General features: G+C 63.5%; 13 protein-coding genes and 1 pseudogene. 5 read left to right on the forward strand and 9 right to left on the reverse strand.

Annotated features, from left to right (window positions below):
• Positions 1-481: 481 nt before the first annotated feature.
• Positions 482-9,184 (reverse strand): glycoside hydrolase family 94 protein, encoded by an 8,703-nt coding sequence (locus JHW41_RS22805; RefSeq protein ID WP_250447642.1) that lies wholly within the window; start codon positions 9,182-9,184, stop codon positions 482-484.
• Positions 9,185-9,289: 105 nt separating this feature from the next.
• On the opposite strand from JHW41_RS22805, the gene JHW41_RS22810 reads away from it, so the two are divergent.
• On the forward strand, positions 9,290-9,607 hold the full coding sequence (locus JHW41_RS22810; RefSeq protein WP_250451195.1) for a YkgJ family cysteine cluster protein: 318 nt from the start codon (positions 9,290-9,292) through the stop codon (positions 9,605-9,607).
• 1,694 nt (positions 9,608-11,301) lie between these two features.
• Here JHW41_RS22810 and JHW41_RS22815 read toward each other — a convergent pair.
• Positions 11,302-11,607 carry a hypothetical protein gene (locus JHW41_RS22815; protein ID WP_250447645.1) on the reverse strand — a complete coding sequence of 102 codons (306 nt, stop codon included), beginning with the start codon at positions 11,605-11,607 and terminating at the stop codon, positions 11,302-11,304.
• Between the two features lie 273 nt (positions 11,608-11,880).
• On the opposite strand from JHW41_RS22815, the gene JHW41_RS22820 reads away from it, so the two are divergent.
• Both JHW41_RS22820 and JHW41_RS22825 read left to right on the forward strand, forming a co-directional pair.
• Positions 11,881-12,123 (forward strand): hypothetical protein, encoded by a 243-nt coding sequence (locus JHW41_RS22820; RefSeq protein WP_250447647.1) that lies wholly within the window; start codon positions 11,881-11,883, stop codon positions 12,121-12,123.
• A gap of 562 nt (positions 12,124-12,685) precedes the next feature.
• A complete protein-coding gene (locus JHW41_RS22825; protein WP_250447650.1) occupies positions 12,686-13,201 on the forward strand; it encodes a fasciclin domain-containing protein in 516 nt (171 codons plus the stop codon).
• A 186-nt stretch (positions 13,202-13,387) separates the two neighbouring features.
• Here JHW41_RS22825 and JHW41_RS22830 read toward each other — a convergent pair whose 3' ends face one another.
• The 5 genes and pseudogenes from JHW41_RS22830 to JHW41_RS27635 all read right to left on the reverse strand — a co-directional run bounded on the left by JHW41_RS22830 (position 13,388) and on the right by JHW41_RS27635 (position 17,456).
• The gene (locus JHW41_RS22830) at positions 13,388-14,935 is read right to left on the reverse strand and encodes a diguanylate cyclase domain-containing protein (RefSeq protein ID WP_250447652.1); all 1,548 of its coding nucleotides are present in this window, start codon (positions 14,933-14,935) and stop codon (positions 13,388-13,390) included.
• A gap of 67 nt (positions 14,936-15,002) precedes the next feature.
• On the reverse strand, positions 15,003-15,875 hold the full coding sequence (locus JHW41_RS22835; RefSeq protein WP_428995591.1) for an ATPase domain-containing protein: 873 nt from the start codon (positions 15,873-15,875) through the stop codon (positions 15,003-15,005).
• Positions 15,849-16,478, reverse strand: a pseudogene (locus JHW41_RS26095) (RAD55 family ATPase); the annotation flags it as partial. The pseudogene JHW41_RS26095 and the gene JHW41_RS22835, both read right to left, overlap by 27 nt.
• Positions 16,475-16,903, reverse strand: a complete 429-nt coding sequence (locus tag JHW41_RS22845) for a hypothetical protein (protein WP_250447659.1) — start codon at positions 16,901-16,903, stop codon at positions 16,475-16,477. The gene JHW41_RS22845 and the pseudogene JHW41_RS26095, both read right to left, overlap by 4 nt.
• A 367-nt stretch (positions 16,904-17,270) precedes the next feature.
• Positions 17,271-17,456, reverse strand: a complete 186-nt coding sequence (locus JHW41_RS27635) for an EAL domain-containing protein (RefSeq protein ID WP_428995418.1) — start codon at positions 17,454-17,456, stop codon at positions 17,271-17,273.
• Positions 17,457-17,604: 148 nt separating this feature from the next.
• On the opposite strand from JHW41_RS27635, the gene JHW41_RS22850 reads away from it, so the two are divergent.
• On the forward strand, positions 17,605-17,979 hold the full coding sequence (locus tag JHW41_RS22850) for a hypothetical protein (RefSeq protein ID WP_250447661.1): 375 nt from the start codon (positions 17,605-17,607) through the stop codon (positions 17,977-17,979).
• A 170-nt stretch (positions 17,980-18,149) separates the two neighbouring features.
• On the opposite strand, the gene JHW41_RS22855 is transcribed toward JHW41_RS22850, so the two are convergent.
• Positions 18,150-18,332 carry a CsbD family protein gene (locus JHW41_RS22855; protein WP_250447664.1) on the reverse strand — a complete coding sequence of 61 codons (183 nt, stop codon included), beginning with the start codon at positions 18,330-18,332 and terminating at the stop codon, positions 18,150-18,152.
• A gap of 122 nt (positions 18,333-18,454) precedes the next feature.
• Entirely contained in the window at positions 18,455-19,966 is a 1,512-nt protein-coding gene (locus tag JHW41_RS22860) for a helix-turn-helix transcriptional regulator (RefSeq protein WP_250447667.1), read from the reverse strand.
• A 241-nt stretch (positions 19,967-20,207) separates the two neighbouring features.
• On the opposite strand from JHW41_RS22860, the gene JHW41_RS22865 reads away from it, so the two are divergent.
• On the forward strand, positions 20,208-21,164 hold the full coding sequence (locus JHW41_RS22865) for a YrzE family protein (RefSeq protein WP_250447670.1): 957 nt from the start codon (positions 20,208-20,210) through the stop codon (positions 21,162-21,164).
• Positions 21,165-21,220 lie beyond the last annotated feature (56 nt).

The raw sequence follows: 21,220 nt of genomic DNA on the forward strand, positions 1-21,220 counted from the left end.
TCGAAACGCCTGTGCACAGCCCCATATACTGGCGGCAAATGCCACCGCGGCTCTTAAATTGCGCAAATTTCCGGGCACTCGATGCGACGAGACGATCGTACACAGGTCTTAGGTAGCCACCATCATTTGGCATCGATAGGCTAAACGCTGAGTCGCAGTAGAGTCCTACTGCGGTCTTAGGCTTGTCGTTCGTGCTCTGTGCTTATTGATCATTGAGCGCACGCACCTGATGTCTATAGCAAGCACGGCGGCACTCGTTCGTTGCACTCGGCGTTCCTCCTGAGTACGCCGTTAGCCAGAAGCATCGCGTCTAGACGGTGCAAGACATGCACGCGGCCACCATCGTCGGCCTGCGTCAGGATGTCCATGGCTAAAGCATGAAACTGAGGCCAGAACTGCACGCGATGCCGCGCGTTCTCGAGCCAGTGCGGCAGCATCCGCGCCAGACGATCAAGCCTTGCGTCCAGTTGCGCCGTCGCCATTATGCCGGCGCACCCGGCCAATGCGCGTCGACCTGATGGACGCCGCCATCGTCGACCAGCGCGAATTCGAACCCCGGCTGTTCCACGCCGTCCAGGGTCAAGCTCTTGTTTGCCGCCCCGCCCTGCCGCACCAGGATCGAATACAAGCTGGCGCCGTAGCGGTATCGCATCCGGTACTCGGGCCAATCGGCGGGCAGACAGGGCCGCAGGCGCAGGCGGTCGCCGCTGCGCTGCAGGCCAAGCAACGATTCAGTCAGCAAACGGTACATCCAGCCCGCCGAGCCGGTGTACCAGGTCCAGCCGCCGCGCCCCACATGCGGCGCCACGGCGTATACGTCGGCGGCCAGTACATAGGGTTCGACCTTGTAGCGCGCGGTGTCCTCGGCATTCAACGCATGGCCGATGGGATTGATCATGCGCGCCAGTTCCCAGGCGCGCACGGTGTCGCCCTGCTCGGCGAAGGCCATCGCCGCCCACACCGCGGCGTGCGTGTACTGACCGCCGTTCTCGCGCACGCCGGGCACGTAGCCGCGTATGTAGCCGGGATCCTTGGCGAGGCGGTCGAACGGCGGATCGAGAAGTTGCACTAGGCCCGCGTCGCGCCGTACCAGATGGCGGTCGAGCGAGTCCATCGCCTGCCAAGCCCGCGCCGGATTGGCCGCGCCGGACAGCACCGACCAGCTCTGCGAGATCGAGTCGATCCGGCACTCGCCGTTCGCCGACGAGCCCAATGGGGTGCCGTCGTCGAACCAAGCGCGGCGGTACCACTGCCCGTCCCAGGCGTGGGCTTCGATGTTCTCGCGCAGGCGCTGCGCATGGGTTCGGCAGTATTGCGCGAAGTCGTCGTCGCCGCGCGATCGTGCCACTTCGCCGAAACGCTGCAAGACATCGAACAGGAAGAAGCCCAGCCAGACGCTTTCGCCGCGTCCGGCGTGGCCGACCCGATTCATGCCGTCGTTCCAGTCGCCAGTGCCGATCAGCGGCAGTCCGCGTTCGCCCAGCAGGTCGCAGCCGCGCCGAATCGCCAGCGCGCAATGCTCGTAGAACGATTGCCGTAGATAGGACGCGACCGGCAAGTCGTAATAGGACTCTTCGTCCGGATTGACCGGGCGCCCCTCGATGAAGCCCACCTCCTCGTCCAGCACGCCGGCATCGCCAGTCGCTTCCAGGTAGCGGCAGGCCGCCATCGGCAACCACAGATAATCGTCGGAACAGCGCGTGCGCACACCGCGACCCTGGGGTGGATGCCACCAGTGCAGCACGTCGCCGTGCGGGAACTGATGCGCCGCGCATAGCAGTAGATGTTCGCGGCTCAAAGCCGCAGCGGCGTGCACCGTCGCCATGCTGTCCTGCAACTGGTCGCGGAAGCCGAAAGCGCCACCGGACTGGTAATAGCCGCTGCGCGCCAGGTAACGGCAGGCCAGGGTCTGATACAGCAACCAGCCGTTGGCCAGCGCATCGACGCTGGGATCCGGCGTTTTCACCTGCACGGTCGAGAGCAGACCGTGCCAGTGGATGCGCACGGCGTCGAGCGCATCGTGCGCGCGCTGCGTGCCGCGCACCCTGCCCGCCAGTTCCGTTGCTTCGGCGTAGCTTCTGCCCGCGCCGAGGCGGAACACAGTTTCACCCTGCTCGCCATCAGCCAGGGCGATCGGTACCTGAATCGCCGCGCACGGATCCAGTCCGGCGCCCAGACGGCCCGACAGGCGTTCGCGGCGCAGGGCCACGGGATCGCCGAGGCTGCCGTTGCGCCCGAGGAATTCGGTGCGGTCGGCGGTGTAGCTGCAACCGTCGGCGTCGGTGTCGAAGAAGGCGACGCAGCCGTTGAACTCGGTGTTGTAGGGATTGCGCGCGATCAGCACCCCGCTGTCGGCGTGCAGCTCGCTGACCACATGCAACTGGGATTTCGCCCTCAGGTCGCCCAGCACCCATTCCACGTAGGCGACCACCGACAGCCGCCGCGCGCGCCCGGACAGGTTGCGTAGCTTGAGCACCGAGTACTTCACCGCATCCTCGACCGCGACATACACCCACAGCTCGCTGGCGATGCCGTCTTCGACGTGCTCGTAAACGGTGTAGCCGAAACCGTGGCGGGTGCGGTAGCTGCCGCGGCCCCGGCACGGCAGCGGCATCGGCGACCACGTCCGGCCGGTGTCTTCGTCGCGCAGGTAAAACGCCTCGCCGCCGACGTCGGCGACCGGGTCGTTGTGCCAGGGCGTGAGCCGGAACTCGTGCGCGTTCTCGAACCAGGTGTAGCCCGGCGAACTCTCGCTGACCACGGTGCCGAGCTTGGCGTTGGCCAGCACATTCGACCAGGGCGCCGGCGTTGGCGCGCCCTCGCGCGAGACGATCACATACTCGCGGCCATCGGCGGAGAAGGCGCCGATACCGTTGTCGAACACGAATTCGTCGGCAACCGCGCCGAACGGCCACGCATCGTCTTCGTCGCGATCCTCGCGCGGCGGCGGCAGGCCGCACATCGCCGTCGCGTCCTGTGGATCCGGCGCCGCCTCGGCTTCGCCGGCGAACGCCAGCGCAGGTGGGACCTGCTCAGTCGGCACATGGCGGCCGATCTGCGCGGCCAAGGTGCCGCGCTGGTCGCTGACGATCACCCGCGCCACCGATTGCAACAGCACGCGGTCTTCCTGCGAGATCTGCTGCGCCGGCCGCACGAAGATGCCGCCGGGTCGTTCGAGGATGTTGGCCTCCGGATCGGCTGAGACCATGCCCAAGATCTGGTCCTGCAGCTGCTGCCGGTAACCGGCGGTGCTCTCGTTCCAGATCACCAGATCGGCGCGCAGCCCCTTGAGCCGCCAGTACGCATGCGCCTGCACCATCTGCCGCACCAGTTCGATATTGTCGGCATCGGCGATCTGCAGCAGCACGATCGGCAGGTCGCCGGAGATCGCATGCCCCCACAGGCCCGACTGGCTGCGCTGGTTCTGCAACAGCACGCCGGGATCGGCGCGCAGCAAGGGATTGGCGTACACGATCAAGCCCGCCAGACGCTCGTACAACTGGGCATCGGCCTGGGACGCGTTGATCTGACGGCGGACTACCTGGCTGTGGGTCCAGGCCAGGTCGAATACGCGGTCGGCCAGGCGGCGGTCGCGGTATTTGTCGACCAGTTCCTCGCAGGCGGCGCGGTCCGCGGCCACGCCCTGGATGGTGTCGATCATCGCGGTCTGTCCCGGCGCCAGTTCAATCCGGCAGCGGATCGCGACGATCGGGTCCAGCACCGAACCTTCAGTGTCCGACAAGGCTTCGTCGAGGGTCAGCGCGCGCGGCGCGCGCGGGGTATTGCCGCGGCCGAGGAAGCGCGCGCGGTCGGTTTCGTAGGAGATCGCGCCAATCTCGGCATCATGAACGGCGACCAGATGGAACATCCACGGTGGCGTCTCGTCGTGCGAGCGCGGCCGCCGCGTGCACAGTAGCGCCTGCTTTTGCCGCAGGATCTGCGATTGCACGAACAGATTGCTGAAGGCCGGGTGCAATTCATCGGCGATGGCCGGCGCCAATACGACTTCGGCGTAGGTGGTGATTTCGATAGTGCGCGCATGCCGGCTGCGGTTGGTCAGGCGCAGCCGGCGCAACTCGATGTCGTCCTCGGCCGATATCGCGATTTCCATATGGCTGTCGTAGCCGCGCTTGCGTCCACGGAACTCGGCCTTAGCGTCGGAGAAGATCGCCTCGTAGTGCTCCACCGGCACGCAGGTAGGCTGCAGTGCAGCTGACCAGAACTCGCCGCTGGCGACATCGCGCAAATAACAGAAGCTGCCCCAGTGGTCGCGGGTCGCGTCTTCGCGCCAGCGCGTCACCGCCATCTCCTGGTGCCGGCTGTAGCCGCCGCCGGCGCTGGTCAACAGGCCGTGGTAGCGCCCGTTGGACAGCAGTTGCACCGACGGTCGCGCGGCGCTGGGGTTGCGCAGGATGCGCAGCTGGGTTTCGGTCTCGGCGCTGGCGGTGCGCGCGCCCGTGCTTTCGGATTCGTGCGGATGGAACACGCCGGTATGCGGGATGCGCTCCTGCAATAGCAGCAGCGTGGCCTGGAACTCGGCATCAGCGACGAAACGCCGCTGCATGGGTTGCTGGCGCAGCAGATGATCCAGCGCCAGCAGCCCCATGCCCTGGTGATGGGCCATGAACGAGCGCACCACTACGCAGTCCTGGCCGGGCGGCACCCGCGTGGCGGTGTAGTCGATGGCCTCGTACAGGCCGTATTCTCCGGCGAAACCCGCTTCCGTCAGCCGTTGCAGGTTCTGGCAAGCGGCTTCCGGCGCCACCATCAACGCCAGCATGCTGGCGTAGGGCGCGATCACCAGGTCCTGGTCGAGCCCGCGCTTGAGCCCCAGCCCGGGGATGCCGAACGCGCGGTACTGATAGTTCATGCGCACATCGACGGCGTTGTAGCCCGATTCGGATACGCCCCACGGCACCGCGCGCTCGGCACCGTGGGCGATTTGCGCGTCCACCACGTGGCGCGAAGTCTGGTCGAGCAGCGTGTCCGGATAGCTGGGCATCACCAGCTGCGGCATCAGGTACTCAAACATCGAACCACTCCACGACAACAGCGCAACGTCGCCGTTGACCTCGGTCAGCAGCCGGCCCAACGCGAACCAGCTCTCCTGCGGGAGCTGGCCCTGGGCGATGGCGACGAAGTTGCACAGCCGCACTTCCGAGGCCAGCAGATCGTAATAACCGGCGTCCAGGCGGTGTTCGTCGACGTTGTAGCCGATCGACAGCAGCCGGCGCGGGCGGTCGTACAGGAACTCGTACTCCATCAGCGAGAACTGCCCGGCCACGTGCGCGAGGCGTTCAAGCCGCTCGATACGTTCGCGTGCCCTGGCCTGCACCTGCGCGCTGGCGGGCCGCATCGCGAGTTCGCGCAGCGTCGGGATCGGTGGCTCGGCGCCGTCGGCACCCTCGGCTCGCGCGTCCGAATCGGGCGCGAAGAACTGCAGTTCGGCGAGCGCGGACCGACAGGCGTCGACCAGCGCGACCGCCCAGCGGCCGTCGCCGGCGGACGAGGCTTGCGGCCATGCCGCCGACACCGCGTCGGCGCGTTCGGTCAGTTTCCGCAAGACTCGCCCCGCATCGCGCACACTGCCAGGCGACTGCGCCGATGCCGGCTCGAGCGCGGCGCGAAATTCGCTCACCGCTTCGTCCAGGGCGCCGTCGACGCGGCTGGCGCCGCGGCGGACTTCTTCGAGCACGCCCAAGGTGTCGGCCAAACCCGCGAACGTGCTCGGCGCTAGCACCGGCGCGTCGATGAGGCCGAGCAGGCCCTGCCGCAAGGTCAGCAGATGCCCAGCGAGGTTGCCGCTGTCGACCGTCGAAATGTAGCGTGGCGGCAGCGGCTGCAAGGTCTCGGTGTCGTACCAGTTGTAGAAATGCCCGCGATGGCGCGCCAGCTGGTCCAGGGTGGTGAAGGTCGCGTGGGTGCGTTCCATCACCGCATCCGTCTGCGCGTAGCCGAAATCGTGCGCCGACAGATTGGCCAGCAGCGACAGGCCGATGTTGGTCGGTGAAGTGCGCCGCGCCACCACCAGGCTGGGGTGTTCCTGCACGTTGTCCGGCGGCAGCCAGTGGTCCTGCGCACTCACGTGGACTTCGAAGAAATTCCAGGTGCGGCGCGCCAGCCGGCCGAGGAAGGCCAATTGCGCAGCGGATAGATCCGCGTCGCGCTCCGCCGGCGGCCGACCGAGCCACGCCATCAGCGCCGGCGAGACCAGCCACAGGCCCAGCAAGGCTACCGCAACCCACAGCGACTGCGGCCGCAGCGCGGCCAACAGCGCCGCCACCGCCAGCGCGAACACCGGCGCGGCCCACATGCTGCGTAGTTCGGCGTCGGCAACCCGGCCCAGGCTGCGCTCGACTTCACTGGATGGATTCCATTGCAACAGATGGCGGCGACTGACCGTCAAACGCCACAGCGTGCGCGAGATCGCGCCCAGGCTAAGCACGGCTTCGTAAGGCAGGCAGGCCAAGCCGACCGCGGCGCGTTGCGATTGGCGCACGGCGGCTTTGCCGACCCGCACCGCATGCGTTTCCAGCGGCACGTCCGGTGGCACCGCCACCACATCGCGCAGCGCCGGCAGCAGCACCGGCAGGAACCACAGGCACAGCAGCCAGGCGGTCCAGGCCAGCGGATTGGGCGATGCCAACCAGCCGATCAGTAGCAAGGCGGTCGCCGCCGGCGGCACCAAGCTGCGGCGCAGGTTGTCCAGCAGCTTGCCGCGCGAGAGCCAGGTCAGCGGATTGCGTTCGTAGCCGCCTTGCGCGCGCGGCACCCACGGCAGCAGCCAGGGCAGCAATTGCCAGTCGCCGCGTATCCAGCGGGAGCGCCGCTTGGCATCGGCGGCGTAGCGCGAGGGATAGTCCTCGAACAGGCGCACGTCGCTGGCCAGCCCAGCGCGGGCGTAGCAGCCTTCCAACAGGTCGTGGCTGAGGATGCGGTTGTCCGGCAGCCGTTCCGCCAGCGCCGCTTCGAACGCATCCACGTCGTAGATGCCCTTGCCGACGAAGGAGCCTTCGCCGAACAGGTCCTGATACACGTCCGATACGGTGCGAGTGTATGGGTCGATGCCCGGCTCGTTGCCGAACATGCGCGCGTACCGGGTCGCGCGACGCTCGCTCTGGATGGTGCCGACGCTGGGCTGCAGGATGCCGTAGCCGCGCACCACCCGGCCCTGGCCGGCGTCCAGGTGCGGGCGGTTGAGCGGATGCGCCATGGTGCCGATGAAGGCGCGCGCGGCGTCGTGTGGCAAGCGGGTGTCGCTGTCCAGGGTGATGACGTAGCGCACCTGCCGCAGCGGCGCGGTGTCGCCGACCACACGCGCGAACTCGGCGTGGCGGCCGCTGCGTAGCAGCCGGTTCAGCGCCGACAGCTTGCCGCGCTTGCGCTCGTGGCCCATCCAGCAGCCTTCGCGCGGGTTCCACTGGCGCGCGCGATGGAACAGGAAGAACAGGTCGCCGCTGTCGGGGGCATAGCGCGCGTTCAGCGCTTCGATCTGTTGCGCGGCGCGCGCCAGCAGCGCGTCGTCGCTCGGCAGTTCTTGGCGGTCGGCATCGAGGAAATCGCTCAGCAGCGCGAAGTGGATGTGGCGGTCGCGATTGGCCAGGAAGCGGACTTCCAGGCCTTCGACCAAGCTGTCCACGCCCTGCGCGCTGCCGAACATGCACGGCACCGCCACCAGGGTGCGCGAGTGCTCCGGAACGCCCTTGGAGAAATCCATGCGCGGCAAGGGCCGCGGCGCCACCAGCAAGGTTGCGGCCCAGTTGACCAGGGCGATGCCGAGCTCGCTGAACACGATCGCCGCAAGGATCGCCAGCAACCACACAGGTACGACAGTGGCTGCATACTGCGACAGCACGCCCCAGGCGAATAAGCCGGCGATCGCGGTGATCGGTATCAGATAGACCGGCAGCGGAATCCTCGCCGGACGCCAGCGCAAGCTCGGCTGGGGCCGCCCCGCAGCGACGGCGACCTGGGCCCGGGTCCGCACCAATCCCTCGTCGACCAGGTAGTGGCCCACGTGCCCTAGATTGTCGTCGGCCGCCCTTACCTGCGCGCCCGTTTGCGCCAGCTGCAGCACGATGTCGGCCACCTGCTGTTCGCTGACGCCGCCCAGCCGCGCCAGCTTTTCTACCACGTGGCGGTAGCTGTCGCGGGTGCCGAAGTCCATGCGCGCGTAAGTGCCGGCCGGATCCTCGCGCAGGCGGCGCTCGATCCAACTACTGTCTTCGACGAACTCGCGCCAATCCATCTTGGCCAGGAAGCGCAGACTGCCGATGCTGTTGCTGATGGACACCTGGTCCGCCGCCTGCTGCTGGCTTTCCAGATGCACCAAGCCCTCGATGCTGTGGCCGCCGTCGGCGACCCATTGCTCCAGCCACGCGACCGGCATCGACAGCACCGAGCTGCGCGCTTGCAAGCCGCGGGTGAGTTCGGACACGAACGCGCCGGTCAACGGCGGCTGCGAACGTGCCATGTCGGCGACGATCAGAACGACGTCCTTAGGGCTTTCAGCGGCGGTCTTGTCAAGCAAGTCAACCCACTCGCGCGCCAGCCGATGATCGGCGCCATCGCGCATCACCCGCACCGCCATGCGGCGCAGATTCTCAATCAACGACAGCCTGAGCATGATCGGGATTGCCCACAGCTCGCCTAGTTTCAAAGGCGCGACCGATTGATAGGCGGCGACGAAGCGGCTGAGTGTTTCGCCGTCGACGCGGCCGTCGCCGTGCGCGATGGCTTCGAGCGAGAGGTCGTAGACGCGAGGTAGCCCGAACGATTCGCCCCGGCTCAGACATGGCAGTTGGCGGCTATAGCCCTTCGGCAAATGCCGGCGCGCGGTACGAATTTGTTCTTCGATCAGGTAGTAATTGTCCAGCAGCCATTCGGCGGCTGGCGTGACGCGCATATCGTCACGGACCATCCGCGTAAGTAACAAGTAAGCGTCATCCAATAGACTCGCGTTCTGCCCCAGCCGGGCCAGCAGCCGTTCTGGTCCGGCACGGGCGCGCAGCTGATGCTGGCGCGCCAACGCCTCGCCATGCCGTTCCATCTGTTCGACGCTGAACAACTGCGACCGCAGCGGCCCTTCGACTTGCACCGCGGCGTGGACGGCGACGCGGCGCCGGCGCCACCAGCGCCTGTGCAGGCGCAGCCAGCGGCTGAGTATCGTCCAAAGCTGAGGCATCGCAGGCCAAAATCAGCGGCGAGCCATCGCCGGAAACTCATACTCGCAGGTGCTAGGCTACCGCTAAGTGAAATCTCTCTTACCCCCCGCAACATGGATTAGGCGCTGAACACCCCAACCACCTCGAAGAAATCATTGTGCGCAAGTTGCGATGCAGTCTGCTGCCGATTGACGGTAGTCGTCCAACCTGAGGATCGGATACCGGATCATCTAACGACGCATACGTTCAGTGGACTTACGGTCATGGCACGAAACGAAGAAGGTTGGTGCGTCGCCATCGACCCGGCACGCATGTGTTGCGCTATCTATGACGCCCGCCCCGTAGTGTGTCGTCGGTTCGCCATGTCGGGGCCTTGTTGCCGAGAGGTGCGTGAAGACTATCGAGAGCGCTCAGTTAGTGGCATTCCGTTGAAACTGTACTAGCCAATTCCGGGAAACGTGTTTGTGTTGATGCGCCGCAGAGCATCGCGACTAACGCCCACCCGCGGCGGACAGCCCACATTGGTCGCTCAACAAAAGAGCTAAGCCCTGGATCGCCGACGCTGAGATCGTTCCGACCAAGTCAGCGTGACCGATGGTACCAAAGACTGAGGCTCCGTATTCGCCGCTAGCGCCTTCAGTCGAATCATTATGTATTGGCCGTCACCGAGCAAGTCAAAGCGCCCCGACGGGCTTCTGAGGATGGCGTCTCGATCGAGAAATGCCTCGCGTCCCGCCTGCGGCGGCAGCGATGCGCTGCACAGGGCCGGTGAAAATCGCAGTCTAATAGCCCCGTTTCTGTTCCAGGAGTGTCCTGATACCAAGCGACTAACCATCGCCGTGTCCAGTTGTACGATCACCTCGTTCCCATCGACCGACCACATCGCCCAATGGCGATGTCAAAACTCTGCTGCATGAGCACCTTAGTGATTCACAGGGTTGAGCTTGCCATGCCACTTGGTTTGTTGCATCAGCTTATGTAGTCGAGCTTCGATCATTGGAAGCCCAAAAATTCACGGCGAAGCATGCAATGAATAGAGAGAAATTCTCTGCCCAAGGATCGTTCAACTGCTTCTCTGAACGGAGACAGTGCTCGATCCACACGCCGGCATCCACATTCATGCAATGCGTCCAGCGCGATCATCTGGTCGTCTGCTCGTTCGACAGGGTGTACTGGAACCACTCGATATGCCGATCCATCGCCCCTCGCCCTGTGCAGCAGGATCACGAGTATGCGCTATAGCGCATTTAACCAGCCGCATTACGAAAAAATAAATAGCTGGCATTCACCCTAGAAGGGGTGTACGGTGTAACAGCTATTGATAGGGCGATCAACTCTACGAGGATGTTGGTGACCACTCGTCAGTTGACTGAAGCGCCATATCGCGTATCACGGCTCAGCAGCGCAAGCTTGTGCATCCATCTACTCCTGTCGGGGCTTACTTCATGCACGCGCTTCCCTGCGCCACCAGCCGTGGCGGCCTAGCCTACTGGGCAACACACTACCAAGACGCCCCATTCTTCCGTCACGACTTGCTCTTCAGCGAATTCGCGCCTGCGTTGTACCTGGGTATCTTCGGCTATATCACTTGCCCGGAAATCTCTTTCGAGCATCTTCTTCCCAATCTTCGCGCGAGGTACGCTGACATACGAGGGAACTCTTCCCTGTCATGGGACGGCGCGATTCCGATCGTATGGATCGCGTGGGAACGCGCAAGCCGAAGGCAGCAAACCGTGCTCCACTGATTTATACACGATCACCGCTACCGCAGAGTGTCCACCCCCGCCCCTCCTGCCCTGGCCGCATAGATCGCCTAAGACATCGCATGATTCTGCAGCACAATGCTGCCGTTCGGGCGTGTACAGCAATACGGGGACTCAAGGTCGCATGCTGTGAAGATCCACTTCTACTCTTGGCTGATCAAAGCGATGACATTGAATGACAGGCGATGTTATCTGCAATGTTTACATGGCGCCCTTCGCGGCGCGCCCTATGCGGCCAATGAATCTTTTCTTGATGGAGAGTTACGGATCCTTTCGCCCCTTGGGGACACTCTCGTGGTGCACTCCGCGATCTGCCGGACCGCTTCGATCTTGAATTCATAAGTGTACCGATTCTCACTCATAACCACCTCCGCTCATGTCGTCCTTCTGGGCGAATTGCCGACGTCCTGCGCCTGGCTTTCGAGTGGCACTTTGCGCAGGCGTGCGGGCATAGTGACCGGTTTTTCGACGGACGCTGCGGGCGCTGCTTCTCCCGTGCGCTCAGGCGCCCATTGTCCCGGCTGATCCGAACGATCGGCGGGATTGCGCAACTCGCCGCGCGCTGTCCAGACTTCTTCGTCCGCAGGCGCGTTGCCGCGTAGCTTGCTCATATCGCGATCTCCCATATCGGTGTACAGCGAAGACAATACGCTCGCAGCCTTGGCGTTAACAGTGCGCATGAACCTCGCGAAGACCGGGCTAGCGCCCACTGCCGCCATCCGTTGGCGGATCGCTTGCTGACACACCGCAACCCCATGAAGCGATCTGCCACCTGCCGGCCGGCGATCACGCACGTGTAACGACGGAAAGCCCATGCTCCTTGTGCTGCGGCGCAATGCCGCAACGGCTGCTCAAGCCGCGCTGCACTTATCCTTGTCTCCGCATTGAGTTCCGCCTCCGGCAATTCGGAGGCTTTGGCCAATGGCCGATGTTATCCACACAGGAGCATCAGCGTGAAGACGCACAATCGATCATCCGCCTCCCTCGCGCACGCCGGCGCAGACGCGGCGCCGTGTCTGGATATGCTCGCCCAACAGGCGGCGGAGAACGAGGGCTGGCCCGTAGCGGCGATCGCGCCTCCCGTCCTGTTCTACGCGACGCCGTGGCGCTGGTACTTCCACACCGACCCCGTCGACAGCGTTCAGGACGCTCGCACAGCGCGGCTGCGAAGTTCGCTGCTACCGAGTTCAACATGAACGTTCTTACGATTATTGCCCTTTGCGGCTTCGTAGTCGCCTTGTCCGCGGAGTCTTTCATGCAAGCCAGGTTCTGGCGGCTGATGCGAAACCGCCATCCGACCCAACTCGCGCACTTCAAGGCCGAAGCTGGGGCGCCCCTGGCCCGCTTCAGCGCGCGCGCTACGATGCTCTACTTGCGTGACAAAAATTTCCGTTTCAGCCTGGATCACAATGGCGCCGGGCACTGCAACGACAATCGCTGCTCAATGATATTTTCATATTGGGCTACCGTCATAACAGGCTGCCTCCTCCTCACCACCGTCGTTCTACGCGGTTGGTAGCGCCCCGAGCCTAGGCACATCGCCACCGTATCGCCAGTTACGCAGTTCGCGGTGCCGTGGGCTCTGTCACCTACCGCACTCCGCCGCGCGCCTCTGAACGGCAGGCCGTCGGTTAATGGCTTAGTGACTGCCTCACCTGATACCCAGTCATTGCCGACAGCCTATACCCTGACCTAAGCCGCCATCGACTATAGATCAGCTGCATTTCCCGATGGCGCCCGATCACCAAGAGTCCACCGATGAACTTCACCCAATCGCTGCTATGCATACCGGTCCCAATATCGGGCGACACAATTACGCAAGAGGCCCCTAAGAAGCTCCTTGAAGTGGCCGCGGAACAGGGCTCATTCGCTCTGTTTTGCGATGCGGTCAGACAGTCGGGACTCCAAGAAACCCTGGGGGGGAAAGGCCCCTTCACGGCATTCATTCCCACCGATGCCGCATTCGAAAAGTTGCCAAAGGGCTACCTTGATGCACTTGTTTTGCCAGAGAACAAGAAGCAGCTGATCGACTTGATCAGTTATCACATCGTGCCGAAGCGAAAGACGGTCGTGGAATTTGAACGTTGGGATTCGTTGAAGACCCTGGACGGAAATACCCTATCCGTCCAATCCGTGAACAAGCAGGTGATTGTCGGTGTTGGAAAGGTCGTGTTGCCTGACTTGTACGCCGTCAACGCGGCTATACACGGAATAGATCGGGTCAATATCCCGCCAAGTGCACAGGGGCTTGCCCCTCCTCCGGTCGCCGGATAGTCGACGCAGGGACACCATCCTGCACCGCTCTTTGAGTCGGCAAGGGGCATTCGCGGTCGAGGGGTCGAGGGGTCGAGTACCGTGCCACAGAACCCAAGGTTTGCGATTCAGCGGCGAGAGAACGGAAACTTCGTCATGCCGCGTACGATTGAAGCAGCAGTCACGGTACAGCTCATATCCCCTTCCTCACAACGGCCCCATTGAAGGCAGCGTGACGACAAAGCGCGTTCCTGCGCCTAAGCCGCCGCTTTCCACAGTGACCTGACCCTCATGCGCGAGCACCAGTTCGCGCACAACGGTAAGCCCGATCCCCAGTCCTGTGCCGTTGACTCCGACAGCGCGGACCTCCTGAACAAAGGGCTCGAAGACACTCGTCAGCGACTCCGGCGCGATGCCTATCCCACTGTCGACGACACATACTTCGATCTGGGTATTAAATAGACGGACCGACAAGACGATCTCGCCTTGTTCGGGCGTGTACTTAGAGGCATTATCCAGCAGGTTACGCAGCACTTGGGTGAGGCGGCCCGCATCTCCGTCGACAATGAGCCGCCCCGTCGGGACACTGATGAAGAAACGCTGCTGACGTGCCTCCATAGCCGAACGGCAGGCCTCGGCGGCCTGTTCGGCGATCAGAACCATGTCAACGGGACGTCGATCGAGTTGAAACTTTCCGCTTTTCGCCCGCGCCACATCGACCAAGTCACCGATCAATCGTGAGATATGCATGACTTCGCGTTCGATGATGCGCTGCATATCAATCCGTTCGCTCACGCTCTCCGACTTCAGCATGGTCGCGGCGATCAGAATCGGCGTTAGAGGATTGCGCAGTTCATGAGCAACCATTGCCATCGCCTGTTGCTGATGCTGATACGCAGCTTCGGCCGCGACTTGCGACTGACGGGAACTCAACGCGGCCAGCACCAACTCGCCGTTGGCTTCCTGAAGCTGATCGATACGCATACCGGGTCGAGCAATCGCCGCCTGATAGCGGGAAAATGGCCGGATCTTCTGCCTTTCGAAACGGCTATCGCCCAGGCTTTCGCGCACCGCGTGATCCCGGTAAAAGGCATACCTTCCCCGCCCCTTTCGTCCTTGTTTGGCACGATACATCGCGGCATCAGCCCGGCCGATCAAGCTCTCGACATCATCTCCATCGGCCGGAAAAAGGCTGATGCCGATGCTCGCCGTTAAACGCAGGACATGCGCCCCCATTCGACACGGAACTCCCAGCGCATCGATGAGTTTTTCGGCGGTTGCGCCGGCGTCTGACGCGTCTCCTATCCTGCTCAACAAGATCAGGAACTCGTCTCCGCCGTAGCGACTGATCATGTCCCCTTCCCGCGTCACGGCCGCGAGCCGATGCGCGGCCATCCGCAATACTTCGTCGCCGGCGGCGTGGCCGAGCGTATCATTGATCCACTTGAAGTTGTCCAGATCTATGAACAGCAATGCGACGAGCCCACCATAACGACGAGAGTTCGCTATCGCAGTACTGAAATGCTCTGATAGGCGCTCGCGATTGGGCAGCAAGGTGAGGGAATCCATGCCCACGGACCGAACCGCCTCGTCGAGCTTGTAGGCGGCGGCATCGGACTCCTGCCGTGCTTGCAGGGCGGCGATAACGAGCTGCTGATTGACCGCCACCAGATCGGCTGGGGCCGCGCTGCGACGGGCATACGCGCTCGAGACGCTTTTAATCCGAGCCACCAGTACCCTCGCGGCTTTCTGCATCTTTGCCTGTTCGCAACCGCCTCGAACCGCTTTGCGGTTGCCGCGGCGGCGGAGCCCAGATCCGAATCTAGCCACGACCGTCATCGCAAGTACCATGCGTGCCGGTTTTGCGGGTAGGTCGCCCCCCGAGAAGGCCCTCGCGATCGTCCAGTCGTCCGGCAATCCGTAGACCATCGCTATCGATTTCATACAACCGCAAGTCGTTTGAATGGGCGCTGGCCCGAACTTTGACTACCGCGATAACTCGCAACAAGCGACTATCGATCTCGATATAGCGCTGCACGATGATGGCGTCGGTCAGGAATGCAGTGCCATAGGGGCTAAAGCGCAAGTCGGTATAGCGGTCCTCCAGTTCTGATGTCATCAGCAGGCTTACACCAGCCTTAGCCATCGCGGAAACTAAGCGCGCCAGAGACTGACGAAAATCCTCGCGGAATGTCGGCGCCAGCGCCAGTTCGAACGCCGAGAGCGAATCGATGACCACTCGCGTAGCACCGAGACGTTCCACCTCCTTGAGCAACAGCAGAATCACCTCGTCTATGGACAGATCGCTGGCACGGCTATCGACCAGGCCCACGCATCCAGTCTCGATCAGTTCGATCAGTCGTTCGTTACGACCACGGTTGGGTTGCTGTTCGAACACGGCGATCACACCCCGCTCTCCCACGCGATCCCCCTCGCTCAGGAACGCCGAGGCCAAGATGCTCTTTCCCGAGCCGGAGGGGCCCGCGACAAGCAACGAGTATCCCTGGGGCAAGCCACCTCCAAGCATTTCGTCCAGAGTCGCATCGCCCATCCCCAGCCGCGGCTTGGTGCCGGCGCCACGGTCCATAGCCGCTGCGATCAGGGCCGGCGCGAATACTTCGATGCCCTCCGGGCCGATGCGGAAGGTATGCAGGCCAGGCAAGGTGGCTTGACCGCGCATCTTCAGCACCTCCATTTTCCGTACCATCGAATTGCGCTGCACGCTTTGCCGCAACCAGATCAATCCATCGGCCACGGTGAACACCGGGTTGGCCTCGCTGTCGTTGAAGTACTCTCCGATCAGAAAGGTAGTCGCCTGCCAGCCGGTCATTGCGACTCCCAGCCGCTGGACGAAGTGCTGCAGATCGGCGATCCGATCGCCTGCCGAAACACCTGCGAGCATTACGGACCGGAACGAATCAACAAAAACGAGGGCGGGACCGGATTTCTCGACCTCAGCTTCGATTCGTTAAAGTACGCGATCGAGACTTCCGGCCTGGATCTCTTCGCCGAGGTTAACGAACCGCACAGAGCGATTGATCGCCGTGTCGTCGAAGAACCCGAACTGCTGCTGATAGCGGAGCATCTTGAGCGGGGGTTCGCCAAGAACCGTGAAATACAATGCCGGACGGCGCGGCGTCGCCAAGGCGAACATGATCTGATGTGCAAGCGTCGTCTTCCCGCATCCGGGAGGGCCGGCGATGAGATTGAAGGAGTACTCGGGTAGGCCGCCGCCCAAGACTGCGTCCAAGCCTGGGACCCCAGTGGCCAAACGGGTAATGGTCACTTTGCTGCTCATGGGGGGACATCCTGCGGCGGTAAATCACTAAGAGGATCCATCGGCACGGGGCATAAGAGCCGCTGAGCTAATGAAGGGCCGATCAGACTGGCGAGCAACTCATGGAAGGTGCGCAGGAAACTGCTCCCACTCGTCAATGCGTCGCTTGCGCTGCATTGCATGAGGTATTCGCGAAGTCCGTCTACGTCGTTTCCCTGCGCGGAGGAAGTCGACACCCGATTGAACCCGGGAGTCGTAGCACTCGCCAGATTGAGGCTGCGCCTGTACAGCGCAGTGACGGCGGCGGATCCTACGATGGGCCGCAAGGCCGCTTCGAACTCCAGCCAGAGAGAGGCAACCGCTTCGGCTATCGCCACCGCATCCGCATTTTTATCGATGGCCTGCGCCAATCGACAGTCGATTCCCTGATTTTCCTGATCGTCCATCGCATGAACCACAGGACCAGTCTCGCGAAGAAACCTACACTACTCCTATTTCTTCCGTCTGAGCCAAAACGTCGTCTGTTCAGCAATACGGGAGGCGTGGCGTTGGATTCCTTAGATGGCACTAAAAGTACTTATCGCCTGTAAACGTCGTCGATAGACCTGATAATCGCTGCGGGCGGCAGTCCGGCAGATGCGACGCATCCAATTTTGACCGGGCCGCCGATGACCATGCTGGCCTCCCCCGTGAAGGAACCATGCTGCAGATTGGAGTTGATTGCGGGGGTCTGCCAGAGAGCCTAAATCCAATCCCCAAGCGGTGCATATTCGATCCAAGCGGCGTGGGATAACGGCCACGAGAGGCTTCCGATCACGGGACCAAAGCCCCCGACTCCGTCGCGCCAGTAGTTTCATCTCCGCCTGCATCGATCGGGACTGTCGGTCGGCCATGCAAGTAACCTTGCTGAAGGCAGATACCGAGGCTCAGCAAATCCTCGGCATCCTCCGCCGTCTCCACGCCCTCGGCAACGACCTCCGCCCCCAGATCCAGCACCATCGCTGCGACGTGCGCAACCACCTTCCGACGGACCCGTTGCGTCGCCCCCGACGCCCCCTGCACCGCAGGCGCGCGCAGCCAGCTAACGCTCTGGCCGCAACAGGCGACCGCCGCCGCCCTGCTGTCCAACGCCTCATGGGTGGCGTCGATGGAGCCGACCGTGTCGGTACTGTCAGCGCCGTTCCGCGCGCGCCCCGCAGGGCTGGTCTCGGCTCAGTGCCCACGCGTCGCGCACTATCGCGCTTCGTTCGACAACACGCCGCTGCGAGGCGCAGCACGCTTCCGCCTGGAGCGCGGGCGCTGCGTCGGCGAATTGAACGCCAACGGGGCCTTGCACGCGCATTTCGCCGGCGCCACCGCTTGGCCCGATCGCCGGCTGCGTATTGTCGCTCTAGACGCTGACGGCTCGCTTGCGCGCGCCGCGTTGGTCACGCCGTATGGCTTGTACGAATTGCGGGCTTACCCAAGCGGGACATGGCGTGCGCAGCTAAGCCCAAAGAAGAAGCTGACGATCTTCTTCTAGTCGGCGCCGCACCTTCCAACAACGCACTAAAGGTAACTACAAAGAAACTCTGATCGAGTTTCAACAGGACTTCTGGAGACACGACAATTTTCTCACCCATACAGAGGGCGATCGACTGGCGCACCTCAACGGTGCGCCATCGACTAAAGGCAGACGATCTGCAACTGGGCTTACTTGCCCATCTTGTCACGCACTTTATCGGCTAGTTCGCCCGCCTTGGCCTGCGCCTTGCCGATGTTTTTCTCAGCGATGCCTTCAAGTTCGGTCTTGGTATCGCCCGTCATCTTGCCAATGGCTTCCTTGACCGAGCCCTTGACTTGCTTCGCCATGCCTTCGATACGGTTCTTGTCCATACTGCACCTCGTGATGGGGGATAGTCCGGACGTCGGCGACGCCTAGGACGACTCCACTGTGCGCATCGGAGGGCTGCCGCGACAGCGATTAATGCACCAATCCACTTAGTGCGTTTGCGCCGCTAGGAACGGCCGCGCTTCTTCGCCCGCACCGGCGATGCGCCGGCGCTGCCGAAGAACCCGCGTTCGCGCGCCCACACGATGGCTTCGCTACGGCTGTGTACGCCCAGCTTCGAATACAGCGCCGCCACATGGTTGCGAACAGTGTTCGGCGCCAGCTCCAGGCGCGCGGCGATTTCCTTGTCGGCCAGACCCTCGCAGATCAGGCCGAGAACGTCCCGCTCGCGCGCGGTCAGCTCGCCCAGCTCAGCCGACGGAGTCGACTGTCCATTGCGGCGAACGTTGGCCAGCTTTTCGATCAGCGTCTGGCTGAACCACGAAGCGTCCTGCATCACCGTCTCGATGGCGCTCACCAGCTCCAGTTCGTTGCGTTTGCGATCGCTGATGTCCATCAGCACAAGCAGGTAGCAATCGGCGCCGTGAATGCTCACGCTCTCGGCCGACACCAGACAATCCAGCGCACCGTCGTCCTTACGGGCGATGCGGAATTCGAGATTCTGAAGCGCCGCCTGATTGGCCAGAACGTTGCCGACCTGCAAGGCATCGGCGGTTCGCTCGAACAGGCCGGAACCGGCTAGGGTCTTGCCGATCACGTCCTCTGCGCCGTACCCGGTCGCTGCGAAGAAAGCTTCGTTGGTCTCCAGAATCGCCAACCGATCGGCGCTGCACACCAACGTGGGCACTGGCGTGAGCTTGAACGCTTTGGCGAAGCGCTCTTCGCTCTGGCGCAACGCGATTTCGGCTTTCCGTCGTGGCTCCAAGTCCATGAAGGTGAACAGCATGCAGGCTTCTTCGCCTACTTCGATGGGCTGTCCAGCGACGATCACCAGCTTGCTGCCGCCCTCTGGCAGGCTCAGCTCCGCTTCCATCTGCGGGATCGTGGCGCCCTCCCCTAACCGCTGGATCGCGAGTTCGCGATTCTGCGCGCCCTCAAGCACGTCCAGTTCGTACACCGAACGACCGATGACTCGGTCGCGCTCGTGACCGGTCATCTCCAGGAAGCCCTGGTTGACTTTGATGTAGCGCAAGTCGCCGAGCCGGCAGATGACCGCGGGCGAAGGATTGGCGTTGAAGGTTTTTTCGAAGCGCTGCTCGGCGCTCGCCCAGTCAGTGGCGTCGGCGAGGATCAGCACCAAGCAGTCCGGCGCGCCGTCGGTATCGGTCAGCACCAAGCTGCGCACGCGGTGGACCCAGCGCGCGTCCGCATCCGCGACCGGAACGACTTCGACGACCACGTCGCTGAAGGCTTCGCCCGCGACGACCCGGTCGATCGGGTAACTACCTTCGCTCAGGCGATGGTGATTGCGGTAGCGCAGCTCATAGCGGTCGCGGTACTCGCTCACGGTCGCACCGAGGCCTTCGATCGTCTCCACGCCATGCATCTTCAATGCCGCGTCGTTGGCCCAGACGATGCGTTGATCGGGCTCGACGAGGATCACACCGTCGCTGAGTCCACGGATGATCTGCTGCAGCTGCTGTCGGTCGGTCTGGCGTTGCAGGACGGGGTCGTTCATGGCAGGTCGTAGATCGGGGGAGCGGCGATGATCGTGTAGAGGATGTGATCGCCGGATGAGACGAATGCACCAATCCCGGTAGTGCATTTGAAAGACGCCCAGACGCACTTCCGTGCGCAGACTTGATGCACAGGACCACGGTCGCCGGCGCAACCCCGCTACGCGGTCCCATTCGATATAAACCGCGTGCATCAGCGCCGAGCCGTCCGAACCTGCCCCCCACTGCAATTCGAGGTAATCCATGAACACCGTTCTCGCCGATTCGCGCCCCGCGCGTATCTCCTGGGGCGCCGTTTTTGCCGGCGGCCTGATCTCGTTGATCGTGTACCTGGTGCTGAGCGTGCTCGGCACCGCGATCGGCGCTTCCGCGCTGGACCCCATGGGCGACGCGCACCCGCTGGCCGGGTTCGGCACCGGCACCGGCGTCTGGCTGACCGGTACGACGTTGCTGGCCATCTTCGCCGGCGCCTATATCGCCGGCCGCTCGGCGCCGAGCCAGGGCGCGCTGCACGGCGTACTGACCTGGGCGGCGACCACACTGGCCACCGTGTGGCTGCTGGCCTCGCTGGCGGCGGGCCTGGCCGGCGCAGCCGCCAACACCGTCGGCAAAGGACTGAGCCTGGCCGGCCAGGGCGCCGCCGCGGCGGCACCGCAGCTGGCCTCTAGTGTGCAGGCGCAACTGCGCGAGAGCGGCATCTCCCTGGACTGGGACGATCTTAAGCGTGAGCTGGATACCGCCCTGCGCCAGACCGGCAAAGCCGAGCTGGATCCGCAGCACCTTCGCCAGGATGCGCAGCGCAGCGCCGATGAGGCCAAGGGCGTCGCCCAGGAGGCCGCGCTCGACCCGCAGGCGGCGAACGCCGAGTTGAGCGACTGGTTCGCCCAGGTACGCGAGCGCGGTGAGCCGGCCTTGGCCGCCGCGGACAAGGACGCGCTCGCGCATTTGATCGCAGCCCGCACGGGTCAGTCGCTCGACCAGGCGCGCGTCACCGCTGACCGCTATGCGCAGACCTACGACCAGGCGATGGCCAAGTACCAGCAGCTCAAGGTGCAGGCCGAGCAGAAGGCGCGCGAAGCGGCCCAGTCCGCCTCGTCGGGCGTGTCGAAGGCCGCTTGGAGCAGCCTGATCGTGCTGATCCTGGGCGGGCTGCTGGCGTTCTTCGCCGGTCGCCTGGGTTATCGCCGCCAGGTGCGCTGATCTGAGCTCACCGGAACATGCAAGCTGGGTTCCGTGCAATCAAGGCCAGCCGACGC

The organism is Lysobacter enzymogenes (assembly GCF_023617245.1).
Classification (GTDB): domain Bacteria; phylum Pseudomonadota; class Gammaproteobacteria; order Xanthomonadales; family Xanthomonadaceae; genus Lysobacter; species Lysobacter yananisis.